This is a genomic window from Lacrimispora brassicae (genome assembly GCF_054772055.1).
Map to the genome: position 1 here is coordinate 186212 of NZ_BRYH01000048.1, position 23902 is coordinate 210113.

Genomic DNA, 23902 nt, shown 5'->3' on the forward strand with positions numbered 1-23902 from the left:
CTCCTCTCCTCTAATATTTAGAAATAATATTGGCTAAAATCGTTAAAATATAAATATGGGCCGGATAAAAGGCATAAAAGAAATATTTCATTCCACGGCCCTTCTGTTTATTATAGAGCAGCATAAATGGTAAAGCAAATACCATATACCACTGAATATTATCCAAAAACATGCTTTCCACACCGATCTCGGGATTATAACCCATTGCAAAGATCAAAAGGCTGAGCAGAAAATAAAAGATACCTATTTTCTTTTTATCCTGGTTGCATAAATATAATCCAACGCCTAAAGCAACCAGTACAATACCGCCTTCACAGAATAAGATGGAAGGAACAAAGAGCATTATCCCTCTTGTTATAAACAATAAACCAGGATTAGACATGGTCATTAAAATGATGATACTGCTGAAAACAGGAACAAGCATTAAAAATATATATTGCAGAAATGGACGGCTCTCTTTCCTGCATATGGAAATCCGCTGAATACTGAATATGATCAGGCATATTACAAATAATGTAGAAAAAATATTATTTATAATCATCCCACCGCCTGGCAATGGGAAGTAACTGTTAATCAGTTCATTGCCAAAACCCATAAATACAGATCCAACCCATAAACGCATTAAATATTTTACCGGGTTTCTTGTGTATCTCATGCCGTTGGCTGTAGCGAAAATGAATAAAGGCGCCGATAATCTGCCCAGCATTGTAAACCACAGAGGAACTTGATAAATGCCTGAAAACGTATAATGAATATGATCCAATACCATAAGCACCAAAGCTATTATTTTAATCTGAAAACTGCTGAATCCTTTTTGTATCATGTATGATCTCCTTTTCTATATCTGACTTCTATTTATTATAATTTCATCTGCCGTTTACAGCCATTGATTTGGCTTACAGGAAACGAACATTTTTGTCAACTTCCATTATACCGGTATTTCTTTGTAAACATTGGGATTGTAGTTATTTGGACTTTTAATTGTCCACACAAGTGCTTTGACCTGTGTGGTTGTCAGCCCGTAAGGTTCCACACCGTAATAATGATTTGCGGCCTGTTTTAATCCATAGCAGCCTTCCCCGTAGTATGCAATATTACAGTAAAGTTCCAGTATCTCCTCCTTTGTAAGTTCTTTTTCAAGCTGAAAAGCAACAAACAGTTCTGCGATCTTCCGCTCATATTTCTTTTCAAAAGAAAAATACATATTTTTTGCAAGCTGCTGGGTAATGGTGCTTCCCCCTTGTACAAAGCCTCCCCCGATCACATTGTTTGCCATGGCTCTTGCAGTGGCTATGGGATCAATGCCAAAATGATAATAAAAACGTTTGTCCTCTGACTTTAACACCTGGGTTATATATTCTTCCGGTATTTCATCAAATGTAATATAGCTTTTCTGCTGTTTAAGTTCTTCAATCCTGTCCGGTACGCCTATGGTTTCTGTTGCGGTTTTATACATTTCATATCCGGCAGAAACCATAGGAGATAGTTTCACAATACCCATAAGGAAACTGATGACAGCAAGCAACAGGATACTGATACTGGTTATTTTATTTTTCATCAAAATTACTCCTTTCCTGGTTTGTTTCTTCAGTATAACAGCGAAAGGATTCTGTAACCATAGATTTTACTTACGTGAAACGAACAAATTTGTAAGATAAAAGGGTTCCGCTTGCAAATATGCGGAACCCTTTACTGCAGGAAAGACTGTCTGTCTTTCGGAAATATTATTTTAATAGTTGTCCCCTGGCCTTCCCTTGACTGGGCTTCTATTCCCAGATACATTTTCTTACACAGCTCACGGCAAAGGTACAGCCCGATCCCCGTAGACTTGGCGAAAGCTCTTCCGTTTTCTCCTGTAAATCCTTTTTCAAACACCCTCCCAAGGTCACTTTTAGAAATACCGGTTCCGTTATCCCCCATAGAAAGAACAATATTTTCCTGGTTTTCATCAGCAAAAAAACATAGAGTCAGACCATCTTTTTTATATTTGATACTGTTGGCAATCACCTGCCCTATAATGAAATCAAGCCACTTTTCGTCAGCATAAACGGTATAGTCAAGATTGTCCAGTGTAACCTGTGCGCCGCATCCGATCAGTTGTTTTGAGTGTTTCTTTACAGCGGTTTTCACCAGGCTGTCAAGGGAAAACCTTTTGATGCTGTAGTCAGACGCTACGTTTGTGCTTCGGGCATAATATAGTGCCTGTTCAATATAAGAATCCACCCGTACCGTTTCCTCAGAAATTTTCTTTGTGATCTCATTGCGGTTATTTTTGCACATAAGATCAATGCAGGAAATGGGGATCTTTATCTCGTGGATCCATGTTTCAATGTATTCCCGGTATTCATCCTGGGATATTTTATAGGATGCAATCTCATCGTTCATGGCTTTTGTAACCTGCTTAAGAATCTGGCAGAGAATTTCTGCTTCGGCAAAATCAGGCTCTTCTAAAAGTGAAGCAATGTACTGCTTTTGTTCCATGGACTCCAGGGTTTTATTGAGTCCATGATAATATCTGCTGCGGACTAAATATTCGTATATCAGCGTACCGGAAGAAATTATGACAATGGTCATGGATATAAGTATAATGGCATAATGGCTGATATGGTAAACATCTAACAGTAAAACTAAAAAAACAATGATAAAGCCCTGGGCCAACAAAAATAAAATCTTATCTTTCAAAAAGCTTGAAATCTTCATATCATATACCCTTGACCGCGTTTGGTCTTTATAACATCCACTGCCCCGATTTCTTCAAGTTTTTTACGGAGACGGTTGACATTCACTGTCAGTGTGTTGTCATCCACGAATTCATCCGACTGCCAAAGCTCATCCATCAAATCATCCCGCGACAGGATGCTGTCTGCATTCTGCATTAAAACGGAAAGGATGCGCAGTTCATTTTTCGTAAGCCCGGTTTCTTTGCCTTCGTAATATGCTGTACTTTTTGCCATTGACAATGTCAAGCCCTTATATTCTATTTCTGATGAATAATTTTTCTGATTGGTACGTTTGAGTATGGCTCCGATCCTGGCAAGCAAAATCTGAATGTTAAAAGGTTTCGTAATAAAATCGTCGGCGCCCAGGTTCATGCTCATCAGTTCATCCATGTCATTGTTGCGGCTTGTTACAACAATGATCGGCACATCTGATGTCTTGCGGATCTCCCGGCACACGTGATATCCATCGCAATAAGGCAGATTGATATCAAGTAAAATCAGGTCGGCGTTTGAACCCGTTGCTTCCGATATAATATTTTTAAAGTCATCACTTGTTTCACAAGAATAATTATAGCTTTCAAGCAGGGAAATCAGCTCTGTTCTAAGAACCTTATCGTCTTCAATGATAAACAGTTTCAAATTGAAATTACCTCCCAAATTCCTATTTGCCGTATTGGTATGATACCCGTTACTTATAGGATCAACCAAAACTTGAAAAGAAATCAGAAAATAGCTGATCCTGTTCAGGCTTATGGGTAACATAGCCGATTTGTTTCTCTGTCTCAAAACATGCCTGATGCACCTCCGGATTATAATGACTTCCCATGAGTAAAAATGCAAATTTTTTCTTCATATTATTTTCTCCTCGTACAAATATTCTGTAGCTTAAAATTACCACCTGATAATTCTGTCAGGCATTTCCCAGTAATAAATAAGCCTTACGTTCTGGTTGCCGGTGATTTAGCAGCAAGTAACAATAAAGCCTGAAAGATATCATTTTGATATCTCCCAGGCTTTTATCCTTCCTTACCGAAATTATAAAACTATGAGCTCTCTCCAGGTCATAAACCTGTTAAACTTTAAAATCCCAGAAAACATTATTTTTTTATAAGACAATATTCTTTTAAATTGGTTATTATTATACATTTTATTAACCCATTAGTCAATATTCTTTGTTTGGGAATCTGGCGAACAACTCTTTTTTAAGATTAATCCTTTACTACAGCCTCAAAAGTGATGATTTCTTCAGAAGATGATGGATATTTTCCCAATTTATAATCGGAAGAAATCACAATATCTTTAAATCCGATGCTTTCAAGCACTAATCGGAACTCTTCTACTCCATACCACCGTAACGGAAAAAGCTCTAATTCCGTCTGCACAAGTACGCCTTCCCGCCACCTTTCATATCGCCCATGAGAAATTGTATATTGGTTGATATAATCAACTTCTACAATTTTATTTTCCAATGTAATGATATCTCCATTGGGACACTCCCAGGTTCTTGTGGAAACAATGCCTGTTGAAATATTTTTTTGCAAAGATATATCAACCATTAACCGGCCGCCATTGGATAGATGCTCATAGAAATTCTGCAATGCTTTTATGGAATCAGCCCTTTTGTACAATAGAAGAAATGTTCCTGTGGGTACTATAATAGCCTCATAATTAGTATCCTGTGAAAAAGACTCCATCTTTGCCTCAAAAAGTTTAGGATTCAGTCCCCTTCTTTTGCAGTTATCATGACAGATGCGCAGCATATCCTTTGAACTGTCAAATCCTTCTACATGAAATCCTTTTTCTAAAAGCGGAATTAATATACGTCCGGTTCCTGTTGCAGGTTCAAGAATCTGGCCCTTACACGACTTTAACCTATCCGCATAAAATTCTATATCTCCAAAAGAATGGCCCACAGGCTTATCCATATCATATACTTCTGAAGACAATCTACCATAATAGCTTAACATCCTTCATCCCTTTCTTCCCTGATTATTCTGTTATCTTGCTTTTTAACAGGGATATAGATATCCATAACCGTATCCTGCCTGTGATGACAGCGTTCATCGTAAAATTCAAAATCAAATTTACTTTCGTCGTAAACATAGCCGCTGTCTCTGAACCAATCTTCAAAAATATATTTCCATGTGCCTGCAATCGTCTTTGCAAACTCTTTTTGTTCCCAATCATTGGTGGTATCCACAGGATTGGTGGTAAAAACAGCATACTCGGCATTTGGAATTTCTACTGTCAGCATATCTTCCTGGGTATTTGAAAAATCATCAACAATTACACCCAAAAGATAGATTGCATCACCACATTCTGATAAAGGAACATACAATCCCACTTCCCCATGCTTTGCCGGATTCAGAATTTTGTACATTTTACTTTCTAAATTTTCGCCGTTATAATTGCTCCAGAAAGATGCTACATCCTTTGTATAGGCTGCCCCGGTAATATCGGTTTTAATTCCATAGCCGGCAACCTTAAATGCGGGTCTTTTTACAATAACAGGACATGCACTTTTTATATCAGCATACCCGGACATCCGTTCCACATACTGTGTGGGGGTATAGCCAAAAGTTTTACGGAAAGCTTTGGCAAAACCGCCGGATGTCTCAAACCCATAATCAACTGCAATATCAATGACTTTCCTTCCCCTGAATAATTCCGTGGCTGCCAGGGACAACCTGCGCCCTCGTATGTATTCCATGACAGATACACCCATGCACAGATTAAAAACTCTGCAAAAGTGATAAAGAGAATACCCGGATTGATTTGCAATTTCTTCAATAGTAACATTTTCTCTAATATGGTCTTCAATGAATTTAATACATTTATCCATATGTTCTCTGTAATTCAATGTTCACTCCCACCTGCATTTTTCTGTATGATAACTTAATTATAGCATTAAGTTTAAAAGAAAGATGTTCCTGCCTTGCTAAATATTAATAAAGGGGTAATATAAGTAAAACTTATGTCATATATAAAAAGCATTAAGTTTACCAATATCAATTCTCATGTTATAATAAAGTGAATTAAAAAACATCCCATCAGCATTTGTCGTGGGTTTCAAAGGAGAATCATGCATATGGAGAGACTAATAGGTACTGTTTCAAGAGGCGTACGCGCTCCAATTATCAGGCAGGGAGACGATATTGCAGAAATAGTAATTTCAAGTGTACTTGATGCAGCAAAAAGTGAAAATTTTGAATTGCGGGACCGAGATGTTATCGCCGCTACCGAAGCCATTGTTGCCCGTGCTCAGGGTAATTATGCTACGGTTGACCAAATCGCCGCTGATATAAAAGATAAATTTGGCAATGAAACCATCGGTATTGTATTCCCTATTTTAAGCCGTAACCGTTTTTCCATTTGTCTTAAGGGCATTGCAAGAGGTGCTAAAAAGATCATAATTATGTTAAGTTATCCTTCGGATGAAGTAGGTAATCACCTAATCGATCTTGATGCTTTAGATGAAAAAGGCATTAATCCCTGGACTGATGTTTTGACAGAGGCACAGTACCGTGAACTTTTTGGCTGCAGGAAACACACCTTTACCGGAGTCGATTATATTGAGTACTACAAGGAGCTTATCCAAAAAGAAGGCTGCGAGGTGGAAGTTATTCTTGCAAATGACTGCCGTACCATCTTAAATTATACAAAGCATGTTCTTAGCTGCGATATCCATACCCGTTTCAGAACGAAACGTTTATTAAAGGCTGCCGGAGCAGAGATTGTGTTTGGCCTTGATGATATCTTAACCGCAGCCGTTGATGGCAGCGGGTATAACGAAAATTATGGCTTGCTTGGCAGCAACAAAGCTACCGAAGACACGGTTAAGCTATTCCCAAGGAATTGCGATCCGGTTATTAAAAGCATTCAAAATGGCCTCCTTGAAAGAACCGGAAAACATGTGGAAGTCATGATTTATGGTGACGGCGCTTTCAAAGATCCTATGGGTAAAATCTGGGAATTGGCAGATCCGGTGGTTTCTCCGGCGTATACGGAAGGCCTGGAAGGCCAGCCCAATGAAGTCAAATTAAAATATCTTGCCGATAACGATTTTGCTGATTTAAGCGGAGCAGAACTAAAGGCTGCTATTTCCAATTATATTCAAAGCAAAGAGAGCAATTTAGTCGGCAGCATGGTATCTCAGGGAACTACCCCCCGCCGGTTAACCGACCTGATCGGCTCCCTTTGTGATCTTACTTCAGGCAGCGGCGATAAAGGAACACCCATCGTATTAGTACAAGGCTACTTCGATAATTACACCAAATAAATTAATGTGTGTAATTAATTCTCTTGTATCTTAAAATATTTACTTCAATATCATAATCGGATATAATAAAGATGATAAGGGGTTAAAAATGGCAATGGCTAAAAGCCATTGCCATTTTTATTAAGGGTCTTTATGTGTAAAGACTCATTGCTGTTTTGCCCTGACAAACCCCATTGCTTCCTTACCGGTTATGTGTTCCACATCAATTGCAATTAAGTAAGCCTGTGTGCATCCGGCTATTTCCTTATGTCTGGCATCTTCAGGTTGGTCACCTGAATACTTTTTTGCCAGGGCCTTGAATGCTTCCAGCCTTTCATCACCCTCCACAATTCTGGCTTTTCCAAAGGCAATAACACTGCGGAAGTAAGAAGTATATTCTTTACTTACAATAGTATCTTCATCAATTACGGAAAAAGATACCTTTGGGTATTTGATGACAGCATCAATTTTATGTCCGGCTTTTGCTGAATGGAAATATATTTTTCCATTAAAATATACATAGCTTAAGGGAACAGCATATGGGTAATCCTCATCTCCTAAGCATGCCAAGACCCCATTTGTACATCGGTCCATTACGGCAGTTGTATCTTCAGACGATAATAATTGTTTGTTTCTTCTCATTTCTCTAAACATTTGGTACTCCTCTCTTTCCCTGCATCCCATTGCAGTAAATTGGCTTGATTTAATTATAGCAAAGATAGTCAATAGTCTGATGGGCTTCAAAGAAAGATCTTTATTGCCATAGAGCAGGCATTAACTCCCAATCCAGGAAAAAACATACTGCACCTGTTCCTGACTTTGGATTTCGGGTTTTACAAGTTTTTGAAAGGTTCCCGGCAATCCCTTTTCCAACGCAGCCAAATGGAAATGGCTGGCGGCTATGCCTATATCGACCCTTGGAAGATCTATTTTTGCATTGTCGCTTTTTTGAGATCTTGCCAGATAAAAATGATACATGTCTTTATCCTGCACAATTCTCCAGGGCTGCTTATTGACTGCGGAAGGAGCCAGCCGTACCATTTCCAGTGGGAAGGCAAACTCCCCTGCCTCGTCTTTTGTCAAAGGCCGGGAGAAATTCTGTTTAAAAAACAGTTCACTCCATTGTTTTCTCTGATCTGACTTTACTCCCCACCCCATCAGCGATTCCAGCATTCTTTTTTTACCTGTGGGATATCCTATAGGGGAAATACAGGGGAAAAGGTCCCCCTCTTTTAAATTCATGGCTGCGGCAAAACCGCTGCGGTTAAAGGTCCCGCCAAGCCAGCAGGTACCAAGCCCAAGGGATGTGGCATACAGAACCAGTTTTTCAAAGGAATATCCCAGGGCTTCCAAAGCCAATTCACTGTTCGCCACCGATGCGCCGATATAATTTTCGGTACCTTTAATGACCCCATAAGTTCCCAGCTTTTCTCCCTCAGATGAGGCAGTCTTTTCCAGCAGACGAAAGGTAACGTCTATGGAAAAAGGATTGGATAAACTTGCAATATAGGTGTTGATTTGATCCTTTTCATTTTTTGAAAGACCACGGTTCTCATAAGTACGGATACTGCTGCGAGCCTTGACTGTTTTTTCAACAGGGAAATCCATTTTCATATTTTACTGCTCCTTCCGTCAGACTAACGTCTTATAACGATTGATCTTTGCTGCTGAAATAAATTCATCTGCTTTTTCTGCTTTGATGAAATTCTTTGCAAAGACTTTTATCATAGGTTTATAAACTCTCTTTTGCTGTTTGTTTCCAATTTTCGTAATGTACCCGATCTGCCTGATAGCGGTCAACAAATTCATTTTTCTGCCCATCAGGGTAGCCTATGGAAATCAGTGCAAAAGGCCTGATATGATCCGGAAGCTCAAACAACCGGCTCACATTTTCCGCAACAGCATGGGATGTGGCAACCCCCAGCCATACACCTCCAAGTCCCAAATGAACAGCTTCCAAAAGCATGTTTTGCGCTGCAGCGCTCATGTCCTGCTCCCATCCGGTGGGCACTGCCAGCGCTTTATCATTGGCCAGCAAAACAAAGGTTACAGCAGAATTCGCAGCCAGCTTTGCATAAGGAGAGGTTTGGGCAACTTGAGCCAATGTTTCCTTATCCCTGCACCACAATAAATTCCCAGGGCTGTTGATTGGCTGCTGATGGAGCCTGCATGGCCGCACGGAGCAGCTTATCAATTTTTTCAGGTTCTACTTCCTGAGCTTTAAACTTTCGAATACTTTTTCTGATGAAAATTTCTTCCATAGACATGACCTCCTGAATTTTGATTTCTTATTTCATTTTTTTATCGTCCATACTTTTAAGCAGCTTGCTGCTGATTTCTATAAATCTGGCAGTTTCTTCTTCAGTCAGTACATCCTTATACTCGTCTTGAAGCATATTCCACGCTGTTATAATTTCACTTTGCATGGCCAGACCCTCTGGCGTCGTACAAAGATATACATTCTTTCCTTCTGCTTTTTTTGCAATAAGCCCTTTTCGCTCAAGTCTCTCCAGGAGACGCGTTATGGTAGACGGTGTCAAGTGCAGCGTTTCACCAATTTCCTTTTGCTGTATGCCGCCTCTGAGATTTACAATATACAGGAGTATTCCATGGCTGGGGGACAATCCCGTTTTGCTGAAGGCTTCATCCGCCATTCTTCCCATTTCCCGGGCGAGTTTTGCAGAAGTAAAAAACAGACAGCCATTGAGCTTACATTCCTGATCCTTTGATTCGAAATTACAATCCAAAACACTACCTCCTTTGTTTGTACATACAAATATATCATTTCTTTGTTTCGCCGTCAAGTATACTAATGAAAAAATACTTATATACTGCACAAAACCTCTGAAATGTAATCAAGGCAATGGTTCCAGCCTTTACAGCAATTCAGAGGTTTTGGCATAAAAATTTATTAATCGTCATCATAGCTTTTAAGAGGAGTGGAATATGGATTGTTTTTATACTCATAATTTTCAATTGGCACCGGTCCTCTAACTACTGTCCTGTGAATACGCAAATCTCCATTTTCAGCAGCAGCAATTCTCCAGTCAACCATTTGTATTTTACCGTCAACAATTTCAATCCCATTTATACCACGAGTTCGTATACAACATCCAGTATTAAAGTATGGGAGTTCATTTGCTTTAGGAAATTTGGGTCTGTGAGTATGTCCGCAGATAAGCATCATTTTATGTTTTTCTATCCATCTTCCATATACCTTCTCTACTTTATGTCTTTTATATAAATTACGAGCCGGGCTAGTTGGATTGCCGAATCCGACAATATGCAAATACCTCCAAAAATACCGAAGTAACAACATGGAAAAAAACCATAACTGATCATTCATAAAGTCGCCCTGATGGCCGTGGAGCACAAAAATCTTCTGTTTCGTTTTCTTATGTTTAAGAATGATAGCCTCCTTCGGCTCCAACCCTCTATATAAGTCTACTCGTATCTGATTGTATTCATCATAATATTGATAATAGTTTTCTTTGATAAATCGCTTTGATTTTAAATAAATATTATGATTACCATATAACATAATAAAGCGGCCTGCATCATAAAACTTTTTTATTACTGTAAAAACATCGCTATGAGCCAAACGAATAACACTAAAATTCTTGTATTCCCAAAGCTCATCTCCGTCACCAACTTCAATATATTCATATCCTTCTTTATAATAGTAATTTAATGCATGTAAAAAAACATTCTGATTTCTTGTGAATTCATCGGAGATGCTGTCATCACCCCTGTGCATATCACTAAAAAATATATATTTTGAATCATTATCAAAATATATTGTATCAGCATTTTTATAGGCATTCGTCAATCGTCTTTCAGTCTTCATTTTACCTCCATTAATATCAAGTTTATAATCTATTATTGGAAATTTAACCGATAACTGTTGTTCGATTTCCCCATTTCTGTTGTTATATTATACTATACGATAATCCGATGCTTTTCTCCATCATCCACCAGCAAAACCCGGTTCCCCTCAATGGCTTTGCCATCCACAGTGATTGCTTCCGTTGTCAGCACTCCCTTGCTTCGGCTCTCAACCATGATCTCATAAAGGGACTTCCCATACTTATATTCAATGGAAAAATCTCCGAAACTTTCCGGCGTGGCCGGATCAATGACCAGTTCATTCCCCTCTTTCCGAATGCCCAGAAACCAGCTTAACAGCCCCTGATACATCCAGCCTGCAGAGCCGGTATACCAGCTCCACCCGCCTCTTCCGGTATAAGGGGGGCAAAGGGATATATCCGCCGTCATTACATACGGTTCCTTCTCGTACTTCAGCACATCCTTCCTGTTTTGGGTCACGTGAATCGGGTTAAGTATGGTGAACAGGGTCTGAGCCATGTGATGGTCACGGAGCATGGAGGTGGCAATGGCCAGCCAAACCGCCGCATGGGTATACTGGCCTCCGTTTTCCCGCATGCCGGGGATATAATTCTTAATATAGCCTGGATTTTTGCTGGTCTTGTTAAAGGGAGGCGTTAAAAGCAGGGAAATGGCATCCTCCTCCTTAACCAGATAACTCCATGCCGACTGCATTGCTGTTTTCGCCCGTTCTTCCTTTGCCCCCTTTGATATCACACTCCAGGACTGGCTGATGGAATCTATCCTGCACTCATCATTTTCCTTTGAACCCAGCTTTGAGCCGTCATCGTAAAAGGCCCGTAAATACCACTCCCCATCCCAGGCGTGTTCTTCAATGCTTTGAAGCAGTTTTTCCCGTTTCTGCTCCAATTCCCGGCCATAGGCCCCATCGCCTTCCTGATCGCACAGGGGAATAAAGTCACCCATTACGGTATACAAAAACCATGCCAGCCAGACACTCTCCCCCTTTCCCATCATTCCCACCTCATTCATGCCGTCATTCCAGTCCCCTCCTCCCATGAGAGGAAGTCCATGTTCTCCAAAGCAGGTCCGGTCAATGGTTTTTCTACAATGCTCATACACACTTCCAGAGCGTTCAGATATTTCCGGAGTAAACATTACATCATGCTCATCCTCCTTAAGCACCGGACCCTTGATGTAAGGTACCTGCTCCTTTAAAATTGTGGCATCTCCGGTGCTTTTGATATAAGCAGCGGTACAATAAGGCAGCCAAAGTAAATCATCGGTTATTCTCGTTCTTACCCCGATTCCCATGGGAGGATGCCACCAATGCTGGACATCCCCTTCTTCAAACTGCCTGCTGCAGGCAATTAAAATCTGCCTGCGCAGAATTCCGGGATCTGCAAAGAGAAGGGAAAGGGTGTCCTGAAGCTGGTCCCGGTATCCGTAAGCACCTCCGCACTGGTAAAAGCCGGCTCTTGCCTGAATACGGCAGGCCACTGTCTGATAAAGAAGCCAGCCATTTAACAGAATATCTACCGCCCTGTCTTTCGTCTTTACCTGGACCGTCCCCAGTAATCCGTCCCAATAGGCTTTCACCCTGTTAAACTCCGTTTCTGCAGCGGAGACCTCCCTGTACTTGTGTCTGATTTTGTAAATCTCGTCAAGGCTGCTGCTCTGCCCCAGCCCGAACAACACGGTCTTACTCTCCTGGGGCTGAATTGCTATTGATACCTGAATTGCTCCGCAGGGATCATAGCTTACCCCTGTATTGCAGGATAGCTTGACTTCCGCTCCCCGCGGCTCCCGGATGCTGCCCTTCTGTCCCAAAAACTCCTGTCTGTCACCGGTATAGCCGGAAATGGTTTCACTGGAGAACAGGTAGGAATAGGTGTTTTGAAAATTCATGGTATAGATGTTCTTTGCATATAAGCATTCGTGTTCATTGTCATAGGAAGTCAGGATATAGGGATTGGTATGCTCCCCCTGGGTGCCCAGCACCCATTCCACATAATAGGTCAGGCTTAAATATTTCACTTTATCTGAACGGTTCGTCAGGGTAAGGTTCCATAGCTTCACCGACTCTTCCAAAGGAGTAAAAACAGTCAGTTCCTGATCAACCAGTTCTTCCTCATGAAGGAACCTGGTGTATCCAAAGCCATGTCTTACCCGGTAAATGCCCCGGTCAGACCTTCCAAGAGACATGGGAGTCATTACCTCACCGGTTATTTCATCCAGAATATAGATCGCCTCTGAGGCTCTGTCACTTACGGGATCATTGGACCAGGGCGTAAGCTTGTTTTCCCTGCTGTTGATGCTCCAGGTAAAGCCCCCGCCCGACTCCGATATCTGGAATCCAAAGCTCTTGTTTGAGACAACATTAATCCAGGGTGCCGGCGGCCGGTTATTGCCCTCCAGCAGAATTTCATATTCTCTGCCCTCACAGGCAAATGCTCCGAAGCCGTTAAAAAATTCATAACCTTCTGTTTCTTTCTCCTGTGTTGTTGGTGCATATGCTGTGTCCAAAGCCTCTTCCTCCTTAAAACCTAATATTCCTCAAGTAACTCTTACAGATTTTCTTTTCCATTGGTAAAATAAATCCCCGTCTTCTCTGAAAATACAACCCGCGCCACCGTATACAGCAAATCAATCTCCGCCGGCTTCATCTCGTAGGTATGCAGTTTAAAAAAGCTTGGCTTCTCGCTTCTGGAGTCATAAATCCGGAGAGAGCTTGTCATATCGTTGATTAATTCATCCACTTCCTGATGATAACCATGTTTGGAATCAATCAGGAGGATCAGATCCACCATAACACGGTTGATTCTTAAATATTCGTAAGCCTTTAATACATCCTTTACGATTCTTTCCTCATCCATGGACCGGACCATGAAAAGCAGAATGGGATTATCGCCGGATATGCCGAATTTCCATAAGAAACTCTGATTCATAAAGTTACGCCTTATATTTTCAGCCGGTCCCCGGTAAATGCCCCCAGGATAGAAAATGGGGCTGATTAAATCCTGAAAAGCGTTTAGCTGGGTCCTGTTAATCTCCAGATATTTTAACTCCAGGTTTGTTTGAAGCCTGAATTTCTCCAGGATATCGTCAATCCGGTAACCTACATTCAATTCCTCTGCGATTTTTATTGCTTCCTCCTTGCTGCCGCACACTCCGGTAATGAAAGAAATGCAGACAGTTTCACCTGCTCCAATGAAGAACTGGGCCCGCAGGCTCATGATGGGATCATTGCAAAAGCCCGAATTATTGAAAAAAGCAACGCTGTTAACCACAGAATCCGGATTCTCCAGGGTATTGTTTCTCCCCATAAAGTGTTTTCTGTCATTTTCGTATTCTAATTTTTTACACAGCTTCACTCCAGTTCTTGCCATGTGCATCACATAAGGATTATCATCCTCTTTCTTCCTCCGTCTTTTTGCAAGAAAGATTTCCTGCTCTTCCAGATACTCACTTTCCAGAAACAGCTTATTAAACGCAGGATGGCTGATCTCTGCCAGATGGGTGTCATCCACCACCTCCAGATAGCTGGTCACTTCCAACTGCTTCTCCTCATTCCCGTGATTGGTAAATGTAATCTTTCGTATCTCAAGATTATGGTCCGCATCCGGGCTGACAATCATGTGTGACGAGATGTCCCCGTCCCTGCGTTTAAATTCCGCCTGGTGGGGGCAGAAAATCACCTGGTAATCCTCTGGCTCTGTTTTGGTGGGATGATAGGCCGCACTCCAGATCTTCCCCTGTTTCATGTCCTTGATATAGATATAATTACCTGTATTCGCGTAAATATCCGATCGCCAGCGGTAAAGCATCCGGTCCTCATATTTACTGAAACCGTCTCCATCAGAGGTTATCATCAGTGAATACTTACCATTTGACAAATAATTCACAACTGGTGGATTTACGCCTTGGCGGCTGACATACCGGTTGCTGTAAAAATCTTCTTTAAAAAGGGGCTTTCCGATTTTTATTGTATATCCCTGCTTGGCAATGGAAATCAAATAGGACTGGCGCTTTTCTTCCAGCAGGACTTCCGTGGCCTTTATCATCATCTCCCCGTGAAACCTCTCCCGAAGGATGCCCTCATTCAGATAGTTATTAATGGCTGCCAGATTCATCCCCTGATGATGGGCCATATAGGATTTTACAATGCAGTAAGGCGTCAGCTCTACCGAATTTGGAACATTAAAATCAACGGACTCATAGAAGCCGTAAGTGCCGAAAGCGCCTAATTCCTTCAGCCGCTTTAAATTTTCCATGCATTCCTCTTCTGCCACATCCAGTGCCAGCATCGTTGCATAGGGAGCCACCACCATGGAATTTTTACGGACCGGCTGGAGTCTTATCTTTGGTACACCAAAGGCTTTGTACTGGTAATTTGCATTTAAATCAAAGCGGTAATACTGAGATTCCGATATTCCCCAGGGTATTTCCGCCTCCTTTGCATACTTCATATGCTGAAGTACCGCCGCCCTGGAGGTCTGGGCGTAGACCGAGCCTTCATATTCCTTGAATACAAGATTCGGCATCAGATATTCAAACATGGTTCCGCTCCAGGATACAAAGCATGGAATGCCCTTGACAACGGTCAAAGGTCTGCCCAGCTTGTACCAGTGCTTTACCGGCACTTCTCCCATGGCTATGGCAAGAAGGCTTGTAAGTGCCGATTCCGATGCCATCAGGTCATAGCAGCCCTCATCCAGCATATGGGAGGATACATGATATCCAATATGGAACAGCATTCTCTTTTCGTTAAATAAAAAACGGAAATCAACATTTGTTAAAATGCAGTCTATTTTATTGGCCACAGCCTTGATCCGTTCTATCATGCTGTCCGCAAATTGATTTCCCTCCGCTGCAATACGGCAAAGGGATGGATAGGAAGAAAAACTCTCTTCCTTCAGTTTTAAGGCCGCAGCTTCATTTACAGTACTGTCAATGAGGTTCATCAAATGTCTGCTCCACAGGTAATCAGCAGACGGCCGGATCTCCCTCTCGATTAAATCTTCCCAGATATCCGCAATGTCTTCTATCATTTCCCCGATCCTATGATACCCGTTCCTAAGGCCGTTTCCAGTAGGATTGCCTGTTTTGCGTTTAATTTCCTCATTGCTGTCCTTAACTGCGATCCTAAGCTCGGACAGAAAATTGTCGGGATAAACCGGCTTGTGGATCTGTTCTAAAAGGCCGTTTTTCAGGGCAACCAGATGTCCCAGGAAATTCCCGCTGTCCACGGTGGATATATAGGCAGGGTTAAGCACCTCCAGAGTTTGAATATGATACCAGTTATAGAGATGTCCCTCCCATTTCGGCATTTTCTGGACCGTTTCTATGAGGTTCTCCACGGCTTCCACCGTAGAGCTGAGCGTCTCAAACCCAAAATCCCTGGCTGACAAAATTGCCAGAAACTGAAGTCCTATATTGGTCGGCGATGTTTTATCGCTTACTTTTTTAACCATTGAAATCTGGTAATTATCGGGACAGAGCCAGTTATTTTCTTTCGTGGAAAACTCCTTAAAAAACTGCCAGGTTCTGCGTGCAGTATCCAGAAGCACCTCACTGTCCTGTGCTTTATCCCTCAGATGATGCTTTTCTCCCGGCTGGCTGATCCGGTATGCGATTTCAAAGGCAAGACTCCAGGCAGCAACTGCCATTGCTGTAAGAATCATTCCTGCCGGGTTTAAATGTCCCATAAATAAAATTATCATTAGCACAACGGCCGGAAGAAGAGAACTCCACATGGTAAGAAAATATCCTCTTCTGGTATTGACAATGGAGGCATCCACTGCTTCCGCCGTATTCCAGCGAAGCAGATTTTTTTTGCTGATGAGTATCCGGTACAGAGTTCTGACAATTGCATCGGATGCCACATATGCACGGTAGGGAGTGATGGTAAACTCCAGGAATGCTCTGTAAAACATGGCAGCAAGCTCCTTTAAGAAGCCTTTATAAACAAGGGCAAGCTTTGGCCGGGTCAGCTTCTGGGTGATCACTGCAAGCAGCAGAATCACCAGGGTGAATATATCATTAAAGAAAACAAGGGGTAACCAGAGATAAAATGCTTTTGGCATCCATGCCAGATTCAGCAATACAAACAGCGTCTTACTCAAAGGAACCAGGCTTCTTCTTAAGTTGTCAAAGATTTTCCATCTTGACAATGCACATAAGCTTTTCCCGTCCCGGGTCTTCTTCATGAATAACCAGGGCAGAAGCTGCCAGTCCCCCCGCAGCCACCGGTGCTCCCTTTTGGTAAAGGATAAAACGCTATTTGGAAAAGTGTCCATGATCTTGACTGTGCTGGAAAAAGCCGTCCGCGCATAGCAGCTTTCAAAAAGGTCATGGCTGAGAATCCTGTTTTCCGGCACCTTATTTTGAAGCACCTTGTGGAAGGCTTCAATGTCATAGATGCCCTTCCCGGTATAGATTCCCTTGTTGAAAATATCCTGATAAATATCTGATATTACGGTTCCATAATGGGCAAGGCCCGATTCTCCTCCAAAGATTTTCGTAAACCTGCTGCCGTTCTTATCCACGATATGGTTTCTTACGGAGGGCTGAATGATGACATAGCCCTCCTTCACCATCTGTCCTGCAGGATCCAGAACCGGCCGGTTTAAAGGATGATCAATCAGTCCCACCAGTTTTGCAGCATTGTCACGAAGGAGATTCGTATCCGCATCCAGTGTAATCACATACCGGAAGGCAGGAAGAAGCTTTTCGTCGCAGTAAATGGAAGAAAAGGTGGTATTCTCCTTTCCTGCCCCAATTAAAAGGTTGTTAAACTCTTCCAGCTTTCCTCTCTTACGCTCCCAGCCCATATAGCAGTTCTCCGCCTGATTCCATTTACGGCAGCGGAAGAACAGGGAAAAACGCTGGGGCTCCGACGGATAGAGTTCATTCAGTTCCTTCATGCGAGCAGCAAGGGCACTTTCAATCACCTCATCCTTTGGCATAAACTGGTCCGGGGAATCCTCAAAATCAAGCAGCAATGCGAAAAAAAGGTTCTCCTGCCGATTTGCCAGGTAATGCTTTTGAAGACGGTCCATATACCCCAGGCCCTGTTCTTTTGAAGAGACAATCACCGGCATGACCACAAAGGTTCTTGCTTCCGGCCGAATTTCCTTTAAATAGTTCAGGGATGGGATCTTCCGGACCTTAATTCTTCTGGTAAATATAAAATTTGTAATCTCTATGGAAATACCCATTAACAGCGGCATTGCCGCCAAAAGGAGAATCACATGGCGGCCGGTATCCTGCAGCCCGCCAAGGGTTTGGAAACCATAGAGCAGGCCGGCACTCAGCCCCAAAATAATAAGACACAGGGAAAAGAAATAAAGGAAGCCGCTTACGTTCATCCTTTTTTTAATGCTTTGAGGGACCGGCTTCCCTAATGCCTTTGCTTTCAGAACAGGATAACCCTTCCCCAACAGATAGGCCCCTACATGATGAGAGCAATGCAGGTCATCCCTTCCCAAAACCGCCAGTTCCAGGCAGTCCTTTGCTATCTTTTCCTCCGTCAGCCGGTAACGGAGGGATAATTTAACAATGACTCCACGGTACATGCCCCTGGACTCTAAATCCATCTTTGTATAAACACCATCCGGATCCTGTGATAGAATCTGCTCCAGACAGGAATATTCCTCAAAGAATTTTTCTTCATCTACTTCATTGATATCCCTCAGGCTGACAATCAACGTCCGGATATTTGTTTCAAGAAATGATTCTATTTTTCCTTCCTCCAGGAATATGCCGGAGGCCTTTACCTGTCTTTCCACGGAAGAAAAGTGATATTCCAGGTAGCGTTGAATGGAGGCCTCATCAAAAGACATGCTTTTTAACAGGTATATTACATGAGCATGGAATGAGTAGTTCAGCCTTAAGTTATCTTCTGTTTTACAAAGCAGTGCTGATATATCAGCCGGCCCCTGTGTTTCTGCCAGCTTATCCCGGAGAAATTTTTCTGCCTTTGATTTCACATCAATCATATGAAGAATTTCATCCGCGATCACAATGATCTCTTCCAGAAGGCAAAAGCCCAGCACCTCCGGCAGAACCCAGATTTCCTTGTCCGTAAGAGGTATCTTCTGCTGATAAGCCTTCAGCATCAGGTCAATATTTTCTTCACTTAAGTGCCCGCCGGAAAGAGCCACCATCTTTTTCGCCACAACATAAATACGGGGAAAGTTACGGTATTCCTTTCCCTTTAAAACCGGCAATACGGCATAGCTGGTTCCCGAGGTACGTACTCTTTTAATTTCCCGGTACAGCATCTGGAAATTGTCAAAGAGCCAGCGTGCCGCAGGAATCAGGGAAATAATATCGGTAGAGACAGAAGAGATGCTGTTCCTGATTTTATTCAGCTTTTTATAGGCAGCCTGGTTATAATCATTAAGAACAAAGCTATGTCCCTCCAGCCTGACCTGACTGTGGCCTTCTGCCAGATCAAGCATCTGCTTCTCCCACTCGCTGGGACCTGGTTTATCTCCTTCTCCCAAAAAACAGGCCGGAAAATGCTCGTTCTTATTAAAATGGTAATGCCGGTAATACAGCAGGAATAATACAAAACAGATGGACACAGCCAATATCAATAGAATATTCAATAAAAACGGTGAATTTATATAAAAATCAATTTTTTCCAACAAGCTCAGCAATGGAAGCTCCTCCTTATTTAAGAAATCCATCAAACATGACAACATCTTTTTACAGATAGTTTGTCTGTTTTTCCATAAAAAATAGCACAATATTATATTGTAGCACTTTTTATGTTTTTTATTAATTTCTTGTCAGATTTATAAAATTTATAGGAACTCCATGTACCTGTGGGACTTTTTGATTTAAAACACTTAAATGTAGCGGCCCTCCTTCCAATTACTGTGATATTTTTAATACTTTTCCATTGGGTTCCGGGTAAAAAGGAACTTGGGGACAACTTAGCCCAATGAATCAGAATTGTGAAGTTGAGAAAAATGCTGTATAATAATGTTGATGGCTTAGCCCTCCTCCCATCAGCAATGGGAAACCGCTTAGAAATAACCTTTCTTTGAACCTTATTTTAATATGACCTGGACGAAAGCCCGGAGGTGCCCAATGAAAATACGAGAACAATATACTTGCCCTTTGGAACTGACACACGACATTACAAAAGGCAAATGGAAACCAATTATTTTATGGCAGCTTGGTAAATCCGATAAATCACTGTCTCAGCTTGAAAGGGATATTTACGGTATCAATCAAAAAATGCTGTTGGAACAGCTTAAGGAATTGATTGAGTTTGGCATGATTGTTAAGCATTCCTTTGACGGCTATCCACTTAAAGTGAAATATGCTTTAACGGAACGGGGCAAAAAATTGTTAGAAGCTGTGACCATTATGCAGGGTGTGGGCATTGAACTGATGAAGGAAAACGGCATGACGGATGTCTTAAAAGCTAAGGGTTTTATTGACCAATGAATACCCACAAAAAAGTGGGTAATTTACCCTCCGGCAAAGATGAGCTATAATTACCTCAGATATACTTAAAGGAGGCAGATAAATATGATGAAGGACAAAAATCAAACAATCGGTAACTTGATCGACAAACAAAATGTTTCTTTTATAAGCTCAGTGGATGAGGAAGGTTTCCCAAACTTAAAGGCTATGCTGCTGCCGAGAAAACGGGAGGATATTAAAACTTTCTATTTTACAACCAACACTTCTTCAAAGCGGGTGGCTCAATACCGGGAAAATCCAAAAGCAAGTATTTACTTCTGCGATAAAAGATTTTTTCGCGGTGTCATGCTCAAGGGGATGATGGAGGTGCTGGAGGACGCCGCCAGCAAGGAAATGATATGGCAGAAAGGTGACACCATGTACTATCCGGAAGGAGTTATTGACCCGGACTACTGTGTATTAAAATTCACGGCAGCTACAGGACGCTACTATGCTAATTTTAGTTCAGAAGATTTTACAATTGAATGATCTGCCATTAGGAAATGGATTGGCGCCATCTGCTGGCGAAACGGTATGGATGCCCCGTGATTTCTATCACTTAAAAAGGAATATAGGAGCGTTAGAATATGGAACAATTCGAATACAAAACACTGTTTACCGATGCCAAAGGAGTATTAGGAGGCAAAGTTGACCAAAGTGCATTTCAGAAGGATTTAAACGAATTAGGCTTACAGGGCTGGGAACTGGTAAGCACAGTTGCTGCCGCTCAAAGCTATGGCAGCACAAGGTGGATCATCTCAACCTTTAAACGCAGGATCACCTTCTGAATAACAGACAAATGCCTGTCATAAGTATAAAGCGATCAGGGCTGTCGGAAGACGGCTTTTTTCCATACCTGGAATCATAAACATGGCAGAGCCTTGGCGGCAGGGATGATTTTGAAAAAATACTCTATCCCCTGATTGTCCAAAGCTCTGCCATTTCCATCCGTTAATAATTTAATATTGATGCCTTTCAGAAGGTTTAACAATTCATTGCCCGTTAACTGTGATTTTTGACCTCAATTGATAATCTTCAGCTTGCCCTGCTGTTTTACCGCCTTTTAATCGCGATCTCATTGATAAATTGATTTTTTTTGATCTGGCGTTATGTTCATAATCAAACATTCCATTGAAAAACCGTAATCGTTTATTCAATGATATATGCGCTTACAATTTCTCCATAGTAAGCAGTGTGAAAATCCCTGTTTGCACCATGAAATGAACTTTCAACATCTTGCGGGTGAAATTTAGTTTTATTTTCTTCTGAGATTTCGCTCTCATCTTGTTTTTGTTTGTATACAACCCGGCACTCAAGTGTAAGGGGGAGTTCCTTAATAGCAGGAACTGAAACACATTCAGGGGATTCCAGTGTCAAATTCAATTCCTTGATTTTATCACTTGAATGACCAGATTTTGTGCCGCAAATCCCTAATATTTTTTTATCGAACTCACCAATAGGTATGTTTATGGTGAATTCAGGACTTTTCTCCAGTTGATGTTTTGTAAAGCGGTTTTCTCTCACGAAAACTGTAAAAATCGGTTTCCCCCATTCTATCCCCAGGGTTCCCCATGAAATAGTCATGGAATTAACTTTATCATCTGCCTTTGTGGTTAATAAAACACCTGTTTTAAGTGCTTCAAAAATTACATTGGCATAGTCAAATACTTGTATTTCTTTCTTCATGATAATATCCTCCTTGAATAATTGATATCTCTATGATAAATTAATATATAATCAACTGCAAGTATGTACTTTTTTGTTAGATACTATCTCAAAGGAGAGTAACCATGAATAATGAGGTAAATATTGAACCATTTGCTTACGCAATTTCTTTGATTGACGGTAAGTGGAAAATGCACATATTGTTTTGGCTTTGGAAAAAACAGGTTTTGAGATACGGTGAGTTAAAACGTTCTCTTGGAACGATTTCCCATAAAATGCTTAGCACACAGTTAAAAGAATTAGAAACAGATAATATAATTATCCGAAAAGAATATCCTCAGGTTCCTCCAAAGGTAGAATATTCTCTGTCCCAAAGAGGATTAAGCATTATGCCTGTTTTGCAATGCTTATGTGAATGGGGGCAGAATCATATTGATGATTTATAGTATTCAATCTCGAAATAATTACCTGCTAAATCAAATACGGTAATGATATCCTCTGAAAAAATAAAATCATAGATGAACAACATAACGTTGCCCAATAAGTTATATATCTGATCTGCTCTTCATCGAACATTTCCTTTTCATCTATCCACGCACTAAAGATGCCATATATTAATTCATCACGAAACTCAGGATCAATATCACCTATATGGTCAAGCATTGGCGGTTTATGGAAGATATATTCTATAATAGCATGTATCGTTGCTAATTGATATCTATAAGTACTTAACTAAATCTGTTAAAGGTTATCAAATCGCTGTTATTAACAACATGGACGGGTACGGGATATTGGGTATCTGCCCTTTGCATCAGTCATTTCAATTAATTCCTTCGGCCCTCCTAACATACGTTTACACCCATGCATCAAAAGGTGAGAGGCTTGGCCTTATTATTGACATATATGCAGCACTGTCATATAATTTAGGAAGCGGAGAAATAAAAGTATTTATTCTTATCAGATGCATATTGTATGCAGCCAGAAGTAGGTACTAAAACTATGCTGATTTTATTAAACAGAAATTATGAGCCAATCGTTATAAAAGAATTTAACGAATTTCCTATGCTCAGAAAGGTGGCCGGATAGCATGTGCGGCAGATACTATATTGAAATTGATGACGCTGAGCTGCGTTCTATTATCTCTGAAGTTGAGAGAAAAACATCCATAAAAACCGGCGAGATATACCCAACAAACCTTGCGCCTGTTTTATCCCCCGCCGGAACCATGAAGGCAATGCGTTGGGGATTTCCAAAGTTTGACGGCAAAGGCGAGATCATTAACGCCCGAAGCGAAACGGCAGCAGAAAAAAATATGTTTCGGCGCCCACTCTTGGAAGGACGCTGCCTGATACCAGCCAGTTGGTATTTTGAATGGGAAAAGCGTGGCTCCCAAAAGGTAAAATATGCACTGATGACTCCGGATAACAGCCCGGTGTGGATGGCAGGACTATCGAGAACAGACCCTCAAACGGGTGATTCTCTTTTCGTTATTCTGACCCGTCCGGCATGGTCCGGTATTTCATTTATTCACGATCGAATGCCGGTAATACTTCCCCAAAAAAGTCACGATGAATGGCTTTATGGCCATGATCCAATAGGTACAATGAATCGGGGGATGAATGAAGTCCGCTATAAGGCGGTATAAGAGACCGGCAGGTGGGTATTTGCCTGGTCGATTTCTGTTCAAAGTCACTCTGCAACAATTAGAAAAATGCAATATTGATTATTTTAAAATAGGAGGACTTATGATGCATGTCATAGGTTCTCCTATTGCATTATTTAACCAATCCCGGATACGATAAAAATATTGACAGCAGTACAGATATCTGAAATCCCCAGCAACATAGCAATAGCAGGAATCAGTCTCTTGTTCCTGCTTCTGCTGGGAACTAAAAGCCGGCATTTGCTGTTTTTCAAAGTGCTTTCATAG

The 23902-nt window shown here is 41.4% G+C and carries 22 protein-coding genes; 6 read left to right on the forward strand and 16 right to left on the reverse strand.

Annotated features, from left to right (window positions below):
• Positions 1-10: 10 nt before the first annotated feature.
• The 7 genes from ACYVD3_RS21865 to ACYVD3_RS21895 all read right to left on the reverse strand — a co-directional run bounded on the left by ACYVD3_RS21865 (position 11) and on the right by ACYVD3_RS21895 (position 5580).
• Positions 11-823: a TraX family protein gene (locus ACYVD3_RS21865; protein ID WP_460644616.1), complete on the reverse strand. Its 813-nt coding sequence runs from the start codon at positions 821-823 to the stop codon at positions 11-13.
• 105 nt (positions 824-928) lie between these two features.
• On the reverse strand, positions 929-1558 hold the full coding sequence (locus ACYVD3_RS21870; RefSeq protein ID WP_460644617.1) for a biosynthetic peptidoglycan transglycosylase: 630 nt from the start codon (positions 1556-1558) through the stop codon (positions 929-931).
• Positions 1559-1689: 131 nt separating this feature from the next.
• Positions 1690-2700, reverse strand: coding sequence for a sensor histidine kinase (locus tag ACYVD3_RS21875; protein ID WP_460644618.1), 1011 nt, complete (start codon positions 2698-2700; stop codon positions 1690-1692).
• Entirely contained in the window at positions 2697-3359 is a 663-nt protein-coding gene (locus tag ACYVD3_RS21880; RefSeq protein ID WP_460644619.1) for a response regulator transcription factor, read from the reverse strand. The genes ACYVD3_RS21875 and ACYVD3_RS21880 overlap by 4 nt, the downstream gene beginning before the upstream one ends.
• A 61-nt stretch (positions 3360-3420) precedes the next feature.
• On the reverse strand, positions 3421-3573 hold the full coding sequence (locus tag ACYVD3_RS21885; protein WP_460644620.1) for a hypothetical protein: 153 nt from the start codon (positions 3571-3573) through the stop codon (positions 3421-3423).
• A gap of 355 nt (positions 3574-3928) precedes the next feature.
• Complete coding sequence (locus ACYVD3_RS21890; RefSeq protein ID WP_460644621.1) at positions 3929-4687, reverse strand: class I SAM-dependent methyltransferase; 759 nt, start codon at positions 4685-4687, stop codon at positions 3929-3931.
• Positions 4681-5580, reverse strand: a complete 900-nt coding sequence (locus ACYVD3_RS21895) for an AraC family transcriptional regulator (RefSeq protein ID WP_460644622.1) — start codon at positions 5578-5580, stop codon at positions 4681-4683. The genes ACYVD3_RS21890 and ACYVD3_RS21895 overlap by 7 nt, the downstream gene beginning before the upstream one ends.
• A 228-nt stretch (positions 5581-5808) precedes the next feature.
• Between ACYVD3_RS21895 and ACYVD3_RS21900 the strand changes: the two genes are divergently transcribed.
• A complete protein-coding gene (locus ACYVD3_RS21900; protein ID WP_460644623.1) occupies positions 5809-6999 on the forward strand; it encodes a coenzyme F420-0:L-glutamate ligase in 1191 nt (396 codons plus the stop codon).
• Between the two features lie 144 nt (positions 7000-7143).
• Here ACYVD3_RS21900 and ACYVD3_RS21905 read toward each other — a convergent pair whose 3' ends face one another.
• The 8 genes from ACYVD3_RS21905 to ACYVD3_RS21940 all read right to left on the reverse strand — a co-directional run bounded on the left by ACYVD3_RS21905 (position 7144) and on the right by ACYVD3_RS21940 (position 19490).
• Positions 7144-7632: a pyridoxamine 5'-phosphate oxidase family protein gene (locus tag ACYVD3_RS21905; RefSeq protein WP_460644624.1), complete on the reverse strand. Its 489-nt coding sequence runs from the start codon at positions 7630-7632 to the stop codon at positions 7144-7146.
• Positions 7633-7752: 120 nt separating this feature from the next.
• Positions 7753-8592, reverse strand: coding sequence for a nitroreductase family protein (locus ACYVD3_RS21910; RefSeq protein WP_460644625.1), 840 nt, complete (start codon positions 8590-8592; stop codon positions 7753-7755).
• Positions 8593-8710: 118 nt separating this feature from the next.
• Complete coding sequence (locus ACYVD3_RS21915) at positions 8711-9082, reverse strand: nitroreductase family protein (protein WP_460644626.1); 372 nt, start codon at positions 9080-9082, stop codon at positions 8711-8713.
• 7 nt (positions 9083-9089) lie between these two features.
• A complete protein-coding gene (locus ACYVD3_RS21920) occupies positions 9090-9239 on the reverse strand; it encodes a nitroreductase family protein (RefSeq protein WP_460644627.1) in 150 nt (49 codons plus the stop codon).
• 27 nt (positions 9240-9266) lie between these two features.
• Positions 9267-9725, reverse strand: coding sequence for a MarR family winged helix-turn-helix transcriptional regulator (locus tag ACYVD3_RS21925; RefSeq protein ID WP_460644628.1), 459 nt, complete (start codon positions 9723-9725; stop codon positions 9267-9269).
• A 164-nt stretch (positions 9726-9889) separates the two neighbouring features.
• Positions 9890-10825 (reverse strand): metallophosphoesterase, encoded by a 936-nt coding sequence (locus ACYVD3_RS21930; RefSeq protein WP_460644629.1) that lies wholly within the window; start codon positions 10823-10825, stop codon positions 9890-9892.
• 92 nt (positions 10826-10917) lie between these two features.
• Positions 10918-13350 carry a GH36-type glycosyl hydrolase domain-containing protein gene (locus ACYVD3_RS21935; protein WP_460644630.1) on the reverse strand — a complete coding sequence of 811 codons (2433 nt, stop codon included), beginning with the start codon at positions 13348-13350 and terminating at the stop codon, positions 10918-10920.
• 41 nt (positions 13351-13391) lie between these two features.
• Positions 13392-19490, reverse strand: coding sequence for a glucoamylase family protein (locus ACYVD3_RS21940; protein ID WP_460644631.1), 6099 nt, complete (start codon positions 19488-19490; stop codon positions 13392-13394).
• 436 nt (positions 19491-19926) lie between these two features.
• On the opposite strand from ACYVD3_RS21940, the gene ACYVD3_RS21945 reads away from it, so the two are divergent.
• The 3 genes from ACYVD3_RS21945 to ACYVD3_RS21955 all read left to right on the forward strand — a co-directional run bounded on the left by ACYVD3_RS21945 (position 19927) and on the right by ACYVD3_RS21955 (position 21095).
• A complete protein-coding gene (locus ACYVD3_RS21945; protein WP_460644632.1) occupies positions 19927-20289 on the forward strand; it encodes a winged helix-turn-helix transcriptional regulator in 363 nt (120 codons plus the stop codon).
• An 87-nt stretch (positions 20290-20376) separates the two neighbouring features.
• Positions 20377-20796, forward strand: a complete 420-nt coding sequence (locus ACYVD3_RS21950; protein WP_460644718.1) for a pyridoxamine 5'-phosphate oxidase family protein — start codon at positions 20377-20379, stop codon at positions 20794-20796.
• A 98-nt stretch (positions 20797-20894) separates the two neighbouring features.
• A complete protein-coding gene (locus ACYVD3_RS21955; protein WP_460644633.1) occupies positions 20895-21095 on the forward strand; it encodes a DUF4177 domain-containing protein in 201 nt (66 codons plus the stop codon).
• Positions 21096-21456: 361 nt separating this feature from the next.
• Here the strand turns inward: ACYVD3_RS21955 and ACYVD3_RS21960 are convergent, their stop codons facing one another.
• Positions 21457-21993: a flavin reductase family protein gene (locus ACYVD3_RS21960; RefSeq protein ID WP_460644634.1), complete on the reverse strand. Its 537-nt coding sequence runs from the start codon at positions 21991-21993 to the stop codon at positions 21457-21459.
• 104 nt (positions 21994-22097) lie between these two features.
• On the opposite strand from ACYVD3_RS21960, the gene ACYVD3_RS21965 reads away from it, so the two are divergent.
• Together ACYVD3_RS21965 and ACYVD3_RS21970 are read left to right on the forward strand one after the other, a co-directional pair.
• Positions 22098-22418, forward strand: coding sequence for a winged helix-turn-helix transcriptional regulator (locus tag ACYVD3_RS21965; protein WP_460644635.1), 321 nt, complete (start codon positions 22098-22100; stop codon positions 22416-22418).
• A gap of 641 nt (positions 22419-23059) precedes the next feature.
• Positions 23060-23617: an SOS response-associated peptidase gene (locus ACYVD3_RS21970; RefSeq protein ID WP_460644636.1), complete on the forward strand. Its 558-nt coding sequence runs from the start codon at positions 23060-23062 to the stop codon at positions 23615-23617.
• Positions 23618-23902: the final 285 nt, after the last annotated feature.

Excerpts from the sequence above, each read along its gene's own strand:
- ACYVD3_RS21865 (WP_460644616.1), bottom strand. The coding sequence starts at position 823 with ATGATACAAAAAGGATTCAGCAGTTTTCAGATTAAAATAATAGCTTTG.
- ACYVD3_RS21870 (WP_460644617.1), bottom strand. The coding sequence starts at position 1,558 with ATGAAAAATAAAATAACCAGTATCAGTATCCTGTTGCTTGCTGTCATC.
- ACYVD3_RS21875 (WP_460644618.1), bottom strand. The coding sequence starts at position 2,700 with ATGAAGATTTCAAGCTTTTTGAAAGATAAGATTTTATTTTTGTTGGCC.
- ACYVD3_RS21885 (WP_460644620.1), bottom strand. The coding sequence starts at position 3,573 with ATGAAGAAAAAATTTGCATTTTTACTCATGGGAAGTCATTATAATCCG.
- ACYVD3_RS21890 (WP_460644621.1), bottom strand. The coding sequence starts at position 4,687 with ATGTTAAGCTATTATGGTAGATTGTCTTCAGAAGTATATGATATGGAT.
- ACYVD3_RS21900 (WP_460644623.1), top strand. The coding sequence starts at position 5,809 with ATGGAGAGACTAATAGGTACTGTTTCAAGAGGCGTACGCGCTCCAATT.
- ACYVD3_RS21905 (WP_460644624.1), bottom strand. The coding sequence starts at position 7,632 with ATGTTTAGAGAAATGAGAAGAAACAAACAATTATTATCGTCTGAAGAT.
- ACYVD3_RS21910 (WP_460644625.1), bottom strand. The coding sequence starts at position 8,592 with ATGAAAATGGATTTCCCTGTTGAAAAAACAGTCAAGGCTCGCAGCAGT.
- ACYVD3_RS21920 (WP_460644627.1), bottom strand. The coding sequence starts at position 9,239 with ATGGAAGAAATTTTCATCAGAAAAAGTATTCGAAAGTTTAAAGCTCAG.
- ACYVD3_RS21930 (WP_460644629.1), bottom strand. The coding sequence starts at position 10,825 with ATGAAGACTGAAAGACGATTGACGAATGCCTATAAAAATGCTGATACA.
- ACYVD3_RS21945 (WP_460644632.1), top strand. The coding sequence starts at position 19,927 with ATGAAAATACGAGAACAATATACTTGCCCTTTGGAACTGACACACGAC.
- ACYVD3_RS21950 (WP_460644718.1), top strand. The coding sequence starts at position 20,377 with ATGAAGGACAAAAATCAAACAATCGGTAACTTGATCGACAAACAAAAT.
- ACYVD3_RS21955 (WP_460644633.1), top strand. The coding sequence starts at position 20,895 with ATGGAACAATTCGAATACAAAACACTGTTTACCGATGCCAAAGGAGTA.
- ACYVD3_RS21960 (WP_460644634.1), bottom strand. The coding sequence starts at position 21,993 with ATGAAGAAAGAAATACAAGTATTTGACTATGCCAATGTAATTTTTGAA.
- ACYVD3_RS21965 (WP_460644635.1), top strand. The coding sequence starts at position 22,098 with ATGAATAATGAGGTAAATATTGAACCATTTGCTTACGCAATTTCTTTG.
- ACYVD3_RS21970 (WP_460644636.1), top strand. The coding sequence starts at position 23,060 with ATGTGCGGCAGATACTATATTGAAATTGATGACGCTGAGCTGCGTTCT.